Annotated in this window: 11 protein-coding genes; 5 read left to right on the top strand and 6 right to left on the bottom strand. The window is 73.7% G+C overall.

Annotated features, from left to right (window positions below; translation table 11 throughout):
- Nucleotides 1–18: 18 nt before the first annotated feature.
- The 5 genes from MID12_RS12305 to MID12_RS12325 form a co-directional block, all read right to left on the bottom strand.
- Nucleotides 19–1791: a sugar ABC transporter ATP-binding protein gene (locus MID12_RS12305; protein WP_263173104.1), complete on the bottom strand. Its 1773-nt coding sequence runs from the start codon at nucleotides 1789–1791 to the stop codon at nucleotides 19–21.
- A 399-nt stretch (nucleotides 1792–2190) separates the two neighbouring features.
- On the bottom strand, nucleotides 2191–3372 hold the full coding sequence (locus tag MID12_RS12310) for an ROK family transcriptional regulator (RefSeq protein ID WP_040249903.1): 1182 nt from the start codon (nucleotides 3370–3372) through the stop codon (nucleotides 2191–2193).
- A gap of 630 nt (nucleotides 3373–4002) precedes the next feature.
- The gene (aac(3), locus tag MID12_RS12315) at nucleotides 4003–4884 is read right to left on the bottom strand and encodes an aminoglycoside 3-N-acetyltransferase (RefSeq protein WP_263166937.1); all 882 of its coding nucleotides are present in this window, start codon (nucleotides 4882–4884) and stop codon (nucleotides 4003–4005) included.
- A gap of 136 nt (nucleotides 4885–5020) precedes the next feature.
- On the bottom strand, nucleotides 5021–5647 hold the full coding sequence (locus tag MID12_RS12320; RefSeq protein ID WP_263166939.1) for a histidine phosphatase family protein: 627 nt from the start codon (nucleotides 5645–5647) through the stop codon (nucleotides 5021–5023).
- A 292-nt stretch (nucleotides 5648–5939) separates the two neighbouring features.
- Nucleotides 5940–6743 (bottom strand): hypothetical protein, encoded by an 804-nt coding sequence (locus tag MID12_RS12325; protein WP_263166943.1) that lies wholly within the window; start codon nucleotides 6741–6743, stop codon nucleotides 5940–5942.
- A gap of 484 nt (nucleotides 6744–7227) precedes the next feature.
- On the opposite strand from MID12_RS12325, the gene MID12_RS12330 reads away from it, so the two are divergent.
- The 5 genes from MID12_RS12330 to cseC all read left to right on the top strand — a co-directional run bounded on the left by MID12_RS12330 (nucleotide 7228) and on the right by cseC (nucleotide 11743).
- The gene (locus MID12_RS12330) at nucleotides 7228–8175 is read left to right on the top strand and encodes an A/G-specific adenine glycosylase (RefSeq protein ID WP_317633375.1); all 948 of its coding nucleotides are present in this window, start codon (nucleotides 7228–7230) and stop codon (nucleotides 8173–8175) included.
- 167 nt (nucleotides 8176–8342) lie between these two features.
- On the top strand, nucleotides 8343–8960 hold the full coding sequence (locus MID12_RS12335) for a SigE family RNA polymerase sigma factor (RefSeq protein WP_040249920.1): 618 nt from the start codon (nucleotides 8343–8345) through the stop codon (nucleotides 8958–8960).
- Nucleotides 8961–8995: 35 nt separating this feature from the next.
- Nucleotides 8996–9565, top strand: coding sequence for a lipoprotein CseA (locus MID12_RS12340; protein WP_040249924.1), 570 nt, complete (start codon nucleotides 8996–8998; stop codon nucleotides 9563–9565).
- Between the two features lie 52 nt (nucleotides 9566–9617).
- The gene (gene cseB, locus MID12_RS12345; RefSeq protein WP_040249926.1) at nucleotides 9618–10331 is read left to right on the top strand and encodes a two-component system response regulator CseB; all 714 of its coding nucleotides are present in this window, start codon (nucleotides 9618–9620) and stop codon (nucleotides 10329–10331) included.
- A 59-nt stretch (nucleotides 10332–10390) separates the two neighbouring features.
- Nucleotides 10391–11743 carry a two-component system sensor histidine kinase CseC gene (gene cseC, locus MID12_RS12350; protein WP_263166951.1) on the top strand — a complete coding sequence of 451 codons (1353 nt, stop codon included), beginning with the start codon at nucleotides 10391–10393 and terminating at the stop codon, nucleotides 11741–11743.
- Between the two features lie 280 nt (nucleotides 11744–12023).
- Here cseC and MID12_RS12360 read toward each other — a convergent pair whose 3' ends face one another.
- The gene (locus tag MID12_RS12360) at nucleotides 12024–13523 is read right to left on the bottom strand and encodes a DUF4246 domain-containing protein (protein WP_411576946.1); all 1500 of its coding nucleotides are present in this window, start codon (nucleotides 13521–13523) and stop codon (nucleotides 12024–12026) included.
- Between the last annotated feature and the right edge of the window lie 194 nt (nucleotides 13524–13717).

The following is a 13717-nucleotide window of genomic DNA, read 5'->3' on the forward strand; positions in this document are numbered from 1 at the left end:
CCGGGTCGGTCGCGGCAGTCAGCACGAGGGTGCTCCTTCCATGACGAGGTCGAGTACGCGGTGCTCGTCGAGTTCGGTGGCCGGTGCGCGGTGCACCACCACGCCCTCCCGGAGCACCAGGACGCGGTCGGCGAGGCCCAGCACCTCGGGCACCTCGCTGGAGACCAGGAGGACGGCGAGCCCCTCGTCCGCGAGGCGGCGGATCAGGGCGTACAGCTCGGAGCGGGCGCCGACGTCCACGCCCCGGGTGGGTTCGTCGAGCAGCAGCACCCGGCACTCGCGCAGCAGCCAGCGGGCGAGGACGACCTTCTGCTGGTTGCCGCCGGACAGGGTGCGCACCGGGCGGTCCGGGTCGGCCGGGGAGAGCGAGAGGTCCCGGGTGCCGGCGAGGGCGGCGGCGCGTTCCCGGCGCCCGTCGAGCCAGCCGCCGGTGGAGAAGCGGCCGAGCGAGGAGAGCGAGACATTGCTGCTGACCGGCTCCAGCATCAGCAGCGCCTGCGCCTTGCGCTCCTCGGGCGCGAGACCGATCCCGGCCCGCACCGCCGCGGGCACCGAACCGGGGCGCAGCGGCTTCCCGTCGACCAGGACCCGTCCCCCGCTCGGCCGCCGCGCGCCCGCCACGGTCTCCAGGATCTCCGACCGCCCGGACCCGACCAGACCCGCGAGGCCGACGATCTCCCCCGGGTGCACATCGAGGTCGAGGGGGGCGAACTCGCCCTTGCGGGTGAGGGATTGAAGGCTGAGGAGGGCTGGGGTGAGGGGGGGTGGGACGGTGGGGCCTGAGCGGGGGGCGGGAGGGTGGGGTTCGTGGTCCTGGGGTGCGTGGGCGGCGGAGGGGCGGTCCTGGGATCGGTGGTCCTCGGATACGCGGTCCTGGGGTGCGGAGTCCTGGGATGCGGCGGTCTTGGAGTACGGGTCCTTGGAGCGGGGGTCCTTGGACCACGGGTCCCAGGAGTGGGCGTCACCGGAGCCGGACTCCCCCGGTCCGGTGGTCCCGGAGTGCCGGTCCGTCGCCGCCTCGTCCCCGGTACGGGCCGGGGTGCCGTACGGCCTGGCGGGGCGGGGCGGGAAGACGTAGGCGATCTCGCGGCCGGTCATCAGGGAGACCACCTCGCGGGTGGCGGTGGTGCGGGCCGGGAGGCCGCGGGCGGCGACCCGGCCGTCCTTGAGGACCGAGACGCGGTCGCCGATCCGCCGGATCTCCTCCAGGCGGTGCGAGATGTAGACGACGGCCACGCCCTGGGCGGTCAGATCGGTGACGATGCGGAAGAGGTTGCCGACCTCGTCCGGGTCGAGCGCCGCCGAGGGCTCGTCCATCACGATCAGCCGCACCTCGTGGGAGAGCGCCCGGGCCATCGAGACGATCTGCTGCCCGGCCGCGGACAGCGCGCCGACCAGGGTGCGCGGGTCGATCTCCGGGTGGCCGAGGCGGCGCAGCAGGGCGGCGGCGCGTTCGCGGGCGGTACGCACCCGCAGGAAGCCGCGGGTGGCCACCTCGTGCCCGAGGAAGACGTTCTCGGTGACGGACAGGTGCTCCACCAGGTCGAGTTCCTGGTAGATGGTGGCGATGCCGAGCCGCATCGCGGCCACCGGACTGCCGAGCCGTACCTCCCTGCCCTCCCAGCTGATCCGCCCCTCGTCCGGCTGGTGCGCCCCGGCGAGCACCTTGATCAGCGTCGACTTGCCCGCACCGTTCTGCCCGAGCAGGCAGTGCACCTCCCCGGCCTCGACATCGAGGTCCACCCCGTCGAGCGCGCGCACGCCGGGGAAGGACTTGGTGATGCCGGACATCGTGAGCAGGGGTACTGCTGCCATGGCCGTCCTCCGTCGGGAGCCGGGGCGGGTGCGGGGTGCGGGGTGCGGAAAGCAAGAGCGAGTACGGGTGCGGGGGCGAGGTGCCGTGCGGCGTGCGGGTGCGGGTGGTGCGGGTGCGGGTGCGGGTCGTACGGGGATGCCAGCCGCGTCGGGGCGTACGGGGCCGTCCCGGGGCGGCCGGGAGGTCCGTCGGTGTGCGGTGGGGCGTGACGCGGGTGGCGTGGTGCGGGCGTGCGGGTGGTGCTGCCGGGCGAGTGGTGCGGCCGTGCTTGGACTGCGGCTCTGCTGGACGTGCGGCCGTGCTCGGTGCGGGTGGTGCGGCTGCGCTCGGTGCGGGTGGTGCGGCCGTGCTCGGTGCGGGTCGGCCGGGGTGGCTCAGGCCGGGGAGAAGAGGTGGTCGCTGATCAGGCGGGTGGCGCCGGTGACCCCGGCGAGCTGGCCCAACTCGCCCAGGACCAGCGGGAGATTGCCGGTCGCGAGCGGCAGCGACTGGCGGTAGACCTGGGTGCGGATGCTGGCGAGCAGGGTGTGGCCGAGGCCGGTCACCCCGCCCCCGATCACCACGAGCCCGGGGTTGAAGAAGCTGACGAGTCCGGCGATGACCTGCCCCGTACGGGTGCCGCCGTCGCGGATCAGGCCGAGCGCGGCGGCGTCCCCGGCCGCCGCGGCGGCGGCCACGTCCGGGCCGCTCAGCCTGCCCGCGACGGCGAGCCGCGCGGCCAGTTCCGGCGAACTCCCGTCCCGGGCGGCCGCTTCGGCGTCCCGGGCGAGTGCCGCGCCACCGAAGTAGGCCTCCAGGCAGCCGCGGTTGCCGCAGGCGCACGGGCGTCCCTCGGGCTCCGCCTGGATGTGCCCGATGTCGCCCGCGCTGCCCGTCGTGCCGCGGTGGACCTCGCCGCCGACGACGATGCCGCAGCCGATACCGGTACCGATCTTCACGCAGAAGAAGTCCCGTACGCTGCGCGCGACTCCGGCCTGCTGCTCGCCGAGCGCCATCAGGTTCACGTCGTTGTCGACCAGGACCGGGCAGCCGAGCTCCTGGCTGAGCGCCTCCCGTACCGGGAAGCCGTCCCAGCCCGGCATGATCGGCGGCGCCACCGGGACCCCCTCGGGGAAGCGGACCGGCCCCGGCACGCCGATACCCGCGCCGTCGAAGCCCTCGGCGAGACCGTCGTGCTTGAGCTTGGCCACCATGGCGAGGACCTGCTCGAAGACCGCGACCGGGCCCTCGCGTACGTCCATCGGCTGGTTGAGGTGGCCGAGGATCTCCAGCTCGGGACCGGTGACGGCGACGTTGACCGAGGTCGCGCCGATGTCGATGCCGAGGAAGCGCAGGCCGGGTGAGAGCCGGACGTTGTGCGAACGGCGCCCGCCCCGGGAGGCGGCGAGCCCGTCGGCCACCACCAGACCGGTCTCCAGGAGCCGGTCCACCTCGACGGCGAGCTTGGAACGGGAGAGTTCCACCTCGTCGCCCAGGCGGGCCCGGGATGTCGGACCGCCATCCCGCAGCAGTCGCAGGAGCCGCGCCTGATGCGCGTTCGCAGGCCGAGCCGTCATGCGCCTCACGCTGCCCCTCCCTCCCCAAGGCCCAGGGCACGGGGAAACCCGGTCACGGTGACGCCGGGACGCCGGACACCCGGCCGCCGGTACGCGGCCGGTGCCCGACCCGCCGAGTAGCGGGCGCGCGCCGGGATTTCACGGGGAACGTAGCAACGGCACACCCGCCTGGGAAGAAGTCGTGCAGAAATCGCTCCGACTTTTTCTCCTGGGAGGACAAAGATCCCGGGGAGGGGAAGGGGAAGGGGGAGGAGAGGGGAGGGGAGGGCGAGACGGGAGGCAGGGTCACGGAGGCAGGGTCGCGGAGGCAGGGTCACGGAGGGGAGGCGGACAGGCAGGCGGACAGGGGGACAGGGCGGGCAGGCAGGCGGGCAGGCGGGCAGGCGGGCAGGCGGGCAGGCGGGCAGGCGGGCAGGCGGGCAGGCGGGCAGGCGGGCAGGCGGGCAGGCGGGCAAAGGCATCCTGCGGATGACACAGTTGGGGTGACAGATGGCGGATGACAGATATCACTATCCGTCATCTGTCATCTGTCATCTGTCAGTTGTTACCTGTCACCCCGCCGCCCACCACCCCGTCACCCCTCAGCCACCGCCACAGCCACCGCCACCGCTCACCTCACCTCACCTCACCTCACCTCACCTCACCGGGAACGTGCCCCCCCCAAGGCCCCACCCCCCGCTCGATCCACTCCACCCCGAACCGCACCACCTCAGCCGCCTCGAAGAGATAGCTCTCGGCAGCGCCCACCACCCCCCGCCTCCCGAGCCCCGCCGCCAGCGCGTCCCGGGCCAGCACCTCGAACGCCTCCTCCCCCTCGGCCACCAGGGCGGAGTAGTCGAAGGCACCGTGCTCGGAGTCGATGTCGCGGAAGCGGCGCCAGACGCGTTGCCCGTGCTCGTCGCGGACGGGCTGCTCGTACTCCACGAACCGTTTCCCGGGCGCCTCGGCCAGCGCCTCCGCGTGGTGCAGCAGGGTGAGCGTGTCCAGCGGGGCGCCGAGGAGCAGCACCCGGCCACGGTGTGCCACCAGCCGGGCCAGCGGGCTGCCGGGACCGTGCGGATCATCCCAGGGGTGGTCCTCCGTCAGCGGCCCGGCCAGCGGGCCGAGCGCCGCGAAGCTCACATCGGGATGGCGGCTGCGCACCGCGCCCGGCCAGCGCCGCAGCACCTCGGGCAGTCGGCCGTTCTCGTGGTCGGCCTCGCTCAACTCCGGGTCGTACGCGGGGTGTTCGGCTCGCAGAGCCGCCTGCCACTCCGGCGGCCAGTCGGTGAATCCGTAGGGCGGCGCGTCGTTCCAGCCGCAGGTGACCATCAGGGTGCCGGTCTCACCCACCGCGTCCCGCAGCGCCTCGACGACGGTACGGGCGCCCCCGGCGACCCAGCCGAGGGCGGAGAGCCGCGTATGGAACATCACGAGGTCGCCCGCGGCGATCCCCAACCGGGCCAGGTCATCGCGCAGCCGACCGCGGGTGACGGGGCCGCCCGAACGCGCGAGCAGGGTCTCTTCGTCCATGCCAGCGGAGGGTTCCACGCCACCCGGTGCCGGGCAAACCCACGCGACGCCCCGGCCCGCACCCAGCCCGCGCACCCGCTGACCGCACACCCGGCCCGCCCGCGCACCCGCGCACCCGAGCCCGCGTACCGCCCCCTCAGAGGTGATGCGGCTCAACCGGCAGTCCCGTCCAGCGCAGTTCGGCCGGCAGATGGCTCATGTCGTTCTGGACGAGCAGGGCGGTGGGGCGGCCGGGGGTGTAGCGGATCACCGTGAGCGCCGCGTTGGCGTGGTTGAGGCCGAGCCAGCGCCAGGCCGGGGCCGAGAGCGCCTCGCGGACCAGCCAGCCGAGCAGGAAGTTGTGGGTGACGACGAGTTCGTGCACGCTCGCCTCGCCCGGGGCGGGTCCGGTGAACCGGTCCAGGGCCCGGCGGGCGAGCGCGGCCCCCTCGACGCGCTCCTCCTCGGTGGTCGCCGAGAGGAAGTCGAGGAGCCGCTCGGCGCTGTCCTCGGGCAGTTCGGCGGCCTCCGGCACGTACGGCACGTAGTCCCCGGCGGCCTCGGACTCCCGCAGCGGTACGCCGTCCAGCCGGGCGGCGGCGAGCGCGGCGGTCTGCGCGGCGCGGGGCAGCGGCCCGTGGTGGACGGCCGTGAGCGGCACGTGGCGCAGCCGCTCGCCGAGCAGTTCCGCCTGGCGGCGGCCGTTCCCGGTCAGGCCTCCGTCGTCGGACTGCGCCTCCCCGTGCCGCGCGAGGTACAGATAACGACTGCCGTGGACGGCCATGAACGGTCCCCTCCGCCGATCCGGGCCCCTCCCCTGAGGCGCCCTGCTCACCAGGGGGTGACGCGCGGTGCGGGAGCGCGGTTGCAGCGGGGGCGGACGCGCACCGCAGTCCCCGCGCCCTCCCCCGGCGCCGGCTCGGTCGGCGGCGGGACGGCACGAGGGAGCCCCGCGCCTCACTCAGCAGTCAGCTGCCCAGCAGTTCGCCGCTCAGCAGTCCGCCACCAGCGGTCCGCCGCCCAGCAGTCCACCCGCCCACCACCAGCCCGCGGCCGGTACGAAGGCGGCTCGCGCCTCAGTCGGCGGCGAGGACGAAGGAGGCCTGGGCCTTCTTGCCGCCGGGGCCCTTCGCCTCCGCCAGATAGGTGCCGGGGGCCGCGGAGTCCTCTTCGGGGGTGGCGCACTCGGGGGCGCTCGGCTTGCGGTCCCAGCGCACGGTACGGGTCGCGCTCCCCTCGGCGGGGACCCGTACCGGATAGCTGGCCTCGCTCCTGGGGCAGTCCTCGGAGGACCAGATCTCGACGTCGCCGTCCGCCTTGGTGATGGTCAGCACGGTCTTCTTGTCGCCGAGGTCGGCCTTGCACTCCTTGCCGGCCGTGTTCTTGGCGGTGAGCACCAGCTCGGGGGTCTGACCGGGCGCGTAGCGGTTGCGGACGCTGCGCAGCTTCAGGGTCACCGAGCCCTCGGTGCAGGCGGGGAGGCTGCTGCCCGCCGGAAGCTTGTCGCCCGCGCCGCCGCCCGCGCCACCCGCGCCGCCCTTGCCGTCGTCGCCGCCGGAGCCGCCCGCGCCGTTCTCGTCACCGCCGCCGGAGCCCCCGCCGTCCTCGCCGCCGCTGCCGCCGGTGTCCGACTCGTCGCGCCCGCCCGGGTGTTCACTGATCGCGGGTCCGGAGCCGGAGGGCCCCGGCGTGATCGAACTCGCCGGGCCGCTGCCCTTGCCGGGGCTGTCCGCGCCCTTGTCCTCGCCGCCTCCGCCGCCCGCGGTGACCGCCCAGATCACCACGAGGGCCAGCACCGCGACCAGGGCCAGCAGAACGGCCCTCCGCCGCCAGTAGATGGAGGAGGGGAGCGGCCCGACAGGATTGCGCATTGATCCCACGCCCAAACTCTACGAGAGAACGGGGAGTTGTCCTGCCCCACCCGCCGCCTGGGGCCCCGATTTTCCGGATCATCGGTCAGCAGAACGGGAGTTGAGGCATACGTCTCACGATCAGCAGGCCTCCCCTCACTCTCCGTACTCACCTCTCCCGCGCCCCAAGCCCCCTGAACTCACCTGCGCGCCAAGCCACTTGAGAGCCCACGACTGCCGCCCGCGGCCCATCCCCGCCCGCGCGACAGCACGCACCCGGCCACCCGCCCACCTCGTACAGGACCGTCCCCCCACCTCGTACGAAACCGTCCCCCCCCCCCCCCGTACGAGACCGACCCCGCCCCTCCCGGAGGGGCCCCACCCCCGCGTTCCCACCCCTCCCGCACCGCTTCCCCCGCTCCACCCCCCACTGCTCTTCCCGGGTGTCGTGCCGCGCCCGTGCGGCCACGCGTCTGCGGTGTGCGGGCGGGGGCGTGGCAGGATCGGACGTGCCATGACTGCGCCAACGAAGCCCATGCAGAGCACAGCCGCCGATACACCCAGCGCGCACAGCGCCCTCCACGAGCCGGTGATCACCTGGTTCGAGGACCACGCCCGCGACCTGCCGTGGCGGCGCCCCGAGGCGGGCGCCTGGGGCGTGATGGTCAGCGAGTTCATGCTGCAGCAGACCCCCGTCGCCAGGGTGCTGCCCGTCTACGAGCAGTGGATGGCCCGCTGGCCGCGCCCCGCCGACCTGGCCGAGGAGGCGCCCGGCGAGGCCGTGCGCGCCTGGGGCCGGCTCGGCTACCCGCGCCGCGCCCTGCGGCTGCACGGTGCCGCGCTCGCCATAACGGAACGCCACGGCGGGGACGTACCCGCCCAGCACGCCCAGCTGCTCGCCCTGCCCGGGATCGGGGAGTACACCGCCGCGGCGGTCGCCTCCTTCGCCTACGGGCAGCGGCATGCCGTCCTGGACACCAATGTGCGCCGGGTCTTCGCCCGGGCGGTGACCGGCACCCAGTACCCGCCGAACGCGACCACCGCCGCCGAACGCAAGCTCGCCCGCGCCCTGCTGCCCGAGGAGGAGCGGACCGCCGCCCGCTGGGCCGCCGCCTCCATGGAACTCGGCGCGGTGCTGTGCACGGCGCGCAACGAGAACTGCGGCGCCTGCCCGATCTCCGAGCAGTGCGCCTGGCGCCTCGCGGGCAAGCCCGAGCACGTGGGGCCGGCGCGCCGGGCCCAGTCGTACGCGGGCACCGACCGGCAGGTGCGGGGCAAGCTGCTCGCCGTGCTGCGGGAGTCCCCGGGGCCGGTGCCGCGGGCCGCCCTCGAACGCGTCTGGGACGACCGGATCCAGCGGGCGCGCGCCCTGGACGGCCTGGTCTCGGACGGCCTGGTCGAGCCGCTGCCCGGCGGCCTCTACCGACTGCCCGCAGGCCCCCCTTCCGGACAAAAGCCCTGACCGCAGCGCCTATCGAGGGGCGCACGAGCCGCTGTTACACAACCGACGGCTGCTCGTGCGCCCCTCGCGCGCTGGTCCGCACCGCGCCGTGACAACGCCTCCGTAGCGTCCTTCCCGTACCGCAGAGGTACGAGGGAACTGGCACACGGGGACCGGAGGCGGTAGCAGTGGCACAGGCAGAGGTGCTCGACTTCGAGGAGTACGTCCGCACGCGGCAGGACGCCCTGCTGCGCAGTGCCCGGCGGCTTGTCCCCGATCCCGTGGAGGCGCAGGACCTCCTGCAGACCGCGCTGGTGCGGACCTACGGCCGCTGGGACGGCATCGCCGACAAGCGGCTGGCCGACGCCTATCTGCGCCGGGTCATGATCAACACCCGGACCGAGTGGTGGCGCGCCCGCAAACTGGAGGAGATACCGACCGAGCAGCTGCCGGAGTCCAGCGTCGAGGACACCACCGAGCAGCAGGCCGACCGGGAGCTGCTGCGGGACATCATGGCGGTCCTGGCACCGAAGCAGCGCAGTGTCGTGGTGCTGCGACACTGGGAGCAGATGTCCACCGAGGAGACCGCCGCCGCGCTCGGCATGTCCACCGGCACCGTCAAGAGCACGCTGCACCGGGCCCTGGCGCGGCTGCGCGAGGAGCTGGAGCGCCGGGAGAACGCGGTGCCGGGCCCTCGGGACGGTCACGGCGACCGCTCCCGGGAGACCGCCGCCGAGCAGGGCGGACGGGACGAGCGGGACGGCGGGGACCAGATGAACGGAGAGCCAAGTCGGTGCGCGGCCTAGTACGGAGTTCGGCGGCGGCGAGTGCGGCGGGAGTCGTGCTCGCCGCTCTCGGCGTCCTGGCGACTGCCTGCGGGACCAACGGCACGGGGGTGCGCGACGAGGGCCCGGGGCGCACCTCGGAGCCGGTGTCCCGGCCGAGCCCGGCGCCCAGCCCGGGCAGCAAGGTCGACGCGGTGAGCCTGCTGCGCCAGGATCCGAAGGTCGGCCCGGACATCCGGGAGAACCTCACCCCCTGCGGCGGCAGGCGCTACCCGGTCGACGTCAGCTACGGCGACCTCACCGGCGGCACCACAAGCGATGTCCTGGTCAACGTGATGACCTGCGCGGACGCGGTCGGCATCGGCACCTTCGTCTACCGGTACACGGGCGGCTCCTGGGTGCATGTCTTCGGCTCCGAGGAACCGCCGGTGTACTCCGAGATCGACCGCGGGGACCTGGTGGTCACCCGGCAGTTCTACGGACAGGACGACCCCATCGCCTCCCCCTCCGGCGAGGATGTCATCACCTACCGGTGGGTGGGCGGCCGCTTCACCGAGCAGAACCGCACCCACAACGACTACAGCAACGCCGTCGGCGACGGGCAGAGCCCGCCCTCGCAGAGCTGAAGAGCCGAAGAGCAGAGAGCCAGAGCCGAGGAAGCGGGAGCGGCAGCGAGCGATGAACCAGCAGACCCACGTCCTGTTCGTCGAGGACGACGACGTCATCCGGGAGGCGACCCAGCTCGCCCTGGAGCGCGACGGCTTCACCGTCACCGCGGTGGCCGACGGGCTCAGCGGCCTGGAGTCCTTCCGTTCCGTACGGCCCGACATCGCGCTGCTCGACGTGATGGTGCCGGGACTGGACGGGGTCAGCCTGTGCCGCCGCATCCGCGACGAGTCCACGGTGCCGGTGATCATGCTCTCCGCCCGCGCCGACTCCATCGACGTGGTGCTCGGCCTGGAGGCGGGCGCCGACGACTACGTCACCAAGCCCTTCGAGGGTGCCGTCCTGGTGGCCCGCATCCGCGCGGTGCTGCGGCGCTTCGGGCACGCGAGCGGGGCGGCGGCCAAGGAGCCGGAGCGGGCCGAGGCGCCGCTGACCGAGGAGAGCACCCTGCACTTCGGGGAGCTGGAGATCGACACCGAGGGCATGGAGGTCCGCCGCGCGGGCGAACTGCTCTCGCTGACCCCGACCGAGATGCGGCTGCTCCTGGAGTTCTCCCGGGTGCCGGGCACCGTGCTGTCCCGTGACAAGCTCCTGGAGCGGGTCTGGGAGTACGGCTGGGGCGGCGACACCCGGGTCGTGGACGTGCACGTCCAGCGGCTGCGCACCAAGATCGGCCAGGACCGCATCGAGACGGTCCGCGGCTTCGGCTACAAGCTGCGGGGCTGAGCGAGGGTGGGAAGCCGGGGCGTGAGCGGGGCGGGGCGAGGCACGGGGTGGTGGCAGGGATGAGCGACTTCCGCGGGCGGCTGCTGCCCGCCCGGGTCCGCAGCTCGCTGCGCGGCGGGCTGCGCTGGAAGATGAGCGCGGCCATCGCCCTGGTCGGCGCGCTGGTCGCCCTCGCCCTCAGCCTGGTGGTGCACAACGCCGCCCAGGTCTCCATGCTGGACAACGCCCGCGATGTGCAGGACGAGCGGGTCCAGTTCGCGCAGCGGATCTACGAGGCGAGCGGGCGCGAGCAGTTCGGCTCCAACGTCGACGACCCCGAGATGCCGAAGATGGTGCGCGAGCGCGCCCAGGCCGGGCGGCGGATCACCTACGTCGCCTCGACCCGCTCCGGCGCCCCCGACATCTGGGCCGCGGTCCCGCTCGCCGACGGGCACGTCCTCTCCCTGCACAGCCGCTTCAACGACCGCAACGCCACCGTCCTCGCCGACCTCGACCGGGTGCTGTGGATCGGCTCCCTCTCGGTGGTCCTCGGCGGCTGCGCCCTCGGCGTGCTGATCGGCGGCCAGCTCTCGAAGCGGCTGCGCAAGGCGGCCACCGCGGCCCGCGAGGTTGCCCAGGGCCAGTCCGACGTACGGGTACGGGAGGCCATCGGCGGCGTCGTCCGCGACGAGACCGACGACCTGGCCCGCGCCGTGGACGGCATGGCGGACGCGCTGCGGCAGCGCCTGGAGGCCGAGCGCCGGGTGACCGCCGACATCGCGCACGAGCTGCGCACCCCGGTGACCGGACTGCTCACCGCGGCCGAGCTGCTGCCGCCGGGCCGCCCGAGCGAGCTGGTCAAGGACCGCGCGCAGGCGCTGCGCACCCTGGTCGAGGACGTCCTCGAGGTGGCCCGGCTGGACAGCGCCGCCGAGCGCGCCGAGCTCCAGGACATCCTGCTCGGCGAGTTCGTGACCCGGCGCGCGGGCACCTTCGGCCCCGGGGTGAGCGTGCAGGTCGCCCGCGAGTCCGAGGTCACCACCGACCCGCGCCGCCTGGAGCGCATCCTCGGCAATCTGCTCGCCAACGCCGCCCGGCACGGCGGCACCCCCATCGAGGTCACCGTCGACGGGCGGAACCTGCGGGTGCGCGACCACGGCCCCGGTTTCCCGGAGGAGCTCCTCGCCGAGGGCCCGAGCCGCTTCCGCACCGGCAGCCGCGACCGGGCGGGCCGCGGACACGGCCTCGGCCTCACCATCGCCGCCGGTCAGGCCCGGGTCCTCGGCGCCCGGCTCACCTTCCGCAACATCCGGCCCTCGGACGCGGCCGACGATGCCCCCGCCGAGGGCGCCGAGGCCGTCCTCCATCTGCCCGAGCACGCCCCCACCAGCACCGGCAGCTTCCCGATGCTGCCGGCGAAGACGACGGGCTGAGGCCCCCGGGACCGGTAGTCCTGGGATTCCCGATCCTGGGACTCGCGATCCCTCCCCCTCTCCCGGGACGGCCCGGGAGCGGGTTCCGTCCCCGGAGGGCGCCGCAGGCCACCGGCCCACGGCAAGGCGCAGCAGCCGGGGACGAGGGCCGCGCCCCGGCCGAGAGGGCGGGCACGGCAGGCGCTCGGGGTGGGCCCGGTGGGCTCCTCGAACCGCGCCGAGAAGGTGCCGAGGCCGCTGGATCCGGGGCAGCAGAGGCGGCAGGAGCGAGGGCAGGGCCTCAGTGCTCGCAGAGGGAGAACTCCCGTTCGTAGAGCTCCTCGTTGTGCGCGTCGACGAAGAACTTGCGTTCCCGCATCAGTTCCTCGCGGTAGCCCTCGGCTTCCTCCAGGGTCATGGTCGAGGTCTCGGACCAGGGCTGCTGCGGCGGCACATCGGAGGTCGAGACGATCTTCTGTGAGGGGTCGACCAGGAAGAACGCGAGGATCTTGCGGTGCCCGGCCCGGGTCGGGTCGGCGAGGCGGAACGAACCGACGCGGTGCTGGAGGATGTTGGGGAAGGCGAGGCAGCGGCCCGCCGGGGTGGAGGCCGAGCCGAGGACCTGGTTCAGCGCGTCCTCGTCCTCCAGGCCGTAGACCTCCCGCAGGCCGTTGTCGTCGTTCTGCTCGTACCGCGGGTCGTCGAGTGCCGCGCGGAAACCCAGTCGGCTCTCGGTGATGTTCTCGCTGTCCCAGTAGTAGATGCCGGTCGAGACGATCCGCTCGTTCAGCATCCCCTCGACATGCCAGGAACCGCCCGCGTACTGGGGCTTCTCCGGGGTGAGGTGGATGGTCGCGAGCTTGACGATGACCTGGAGCCGGCGGCCGCGCAGGTCGATCCGGGCGTGCTCCTCGGGCCTGGGCGGCGGGGTGAAGGCCGGGGCGTCCGGGATGACCGGGCGGCGGTTCTCCCACCAGTCCTCGTCGGCCCTCTCCCAGGCGTCGAGGGCTTCGTTGTAGGCCTCGTCGTCCGGGTAGGAAGACCGGTCGGGGTGCTCCGGCTCGTCGTCGTACCAGCCGTGCGGGTCGGCCTCGATCCGCAGCGGCCGCGGATGCTTCAGATCGGTGAGGACGTTCTCGAACAGCGGGCGTATGCGCCCGAACAACTCCGGGAGGACGGCGGCCAGTTCGCGATGCTTCTCGGGGTGGACGTTGTTGACGTACGAACGGAGGACCGCCTCCCCGTCGTCCCCGACCGCCACATCCGTGGGCAGCCACTGGAACTTCTCCGAGAACTCGTACCGCGCATAGCGGTCCGTCGGGTTCCGCCACGCCTCCTCGGGTGCGCCGCTCACGTCACGCACCAGGCAGAACAGCGAGGGATGCACCAGATCGAGGACTTGGCCGTCCGATCCCGGGTGCCAGTCCCGCTCCGCCTCCGGGACCTCCTCCAGCACCCGGACCGCCGCCCGCAGCCGGGACCTCAGCCCCTCGTCGATCAGCGCGTCCGACTGCCACACCCCGTCGACACCGGAGACCTCGACACCGGTGCGCCCGTCCCGCAAGGCGGCGTAGTGCGCGAGTTCGTCGAGTACGTACCGCACCTGCGCCTCGGTCAGGCCCTGGGCCGTCGCTTCCCGGGTCCACCGGGCGACGATGGCGGCATCGTCCCGCTTGAGGAACCACTCGGGCTTCTCCCGGATACTGGCGCTGCACCGCATCATCTCCAGCTCCCGAAGGGTCCGGGGCTTGGCGACCTCCACGGTGCGCGACACATGAAACGGCAGCGGAAAAGCAGTCACGATGGCCAATGCTCTCGATCCCCCAGGTGAAGTGCGATGCCCGGGAGGCTACTTCAGGGCACTGACAGCGCTCGGCCCCGCCGCGTCCCCGCATCGGGGAGCGACGGGGCCGTTGCGGTACCAGGCCGTCAGGCAGCGCCCGACCGGCCCGCCTCGACGCCCGCCACGAACGCCCAACCGGAGCCCGAACCGGA

It is taken from the genome of Streptomyces sp. SCSIO ZS0520, from assembly GCF_025643355.1.
Taxonomy (GTDB): Bacteria; Actinomycetota; Actinomycetes; order Streptomycetales; family Streptomycetaceae; genus Streptomyces; species Streptomyces physcomitrii.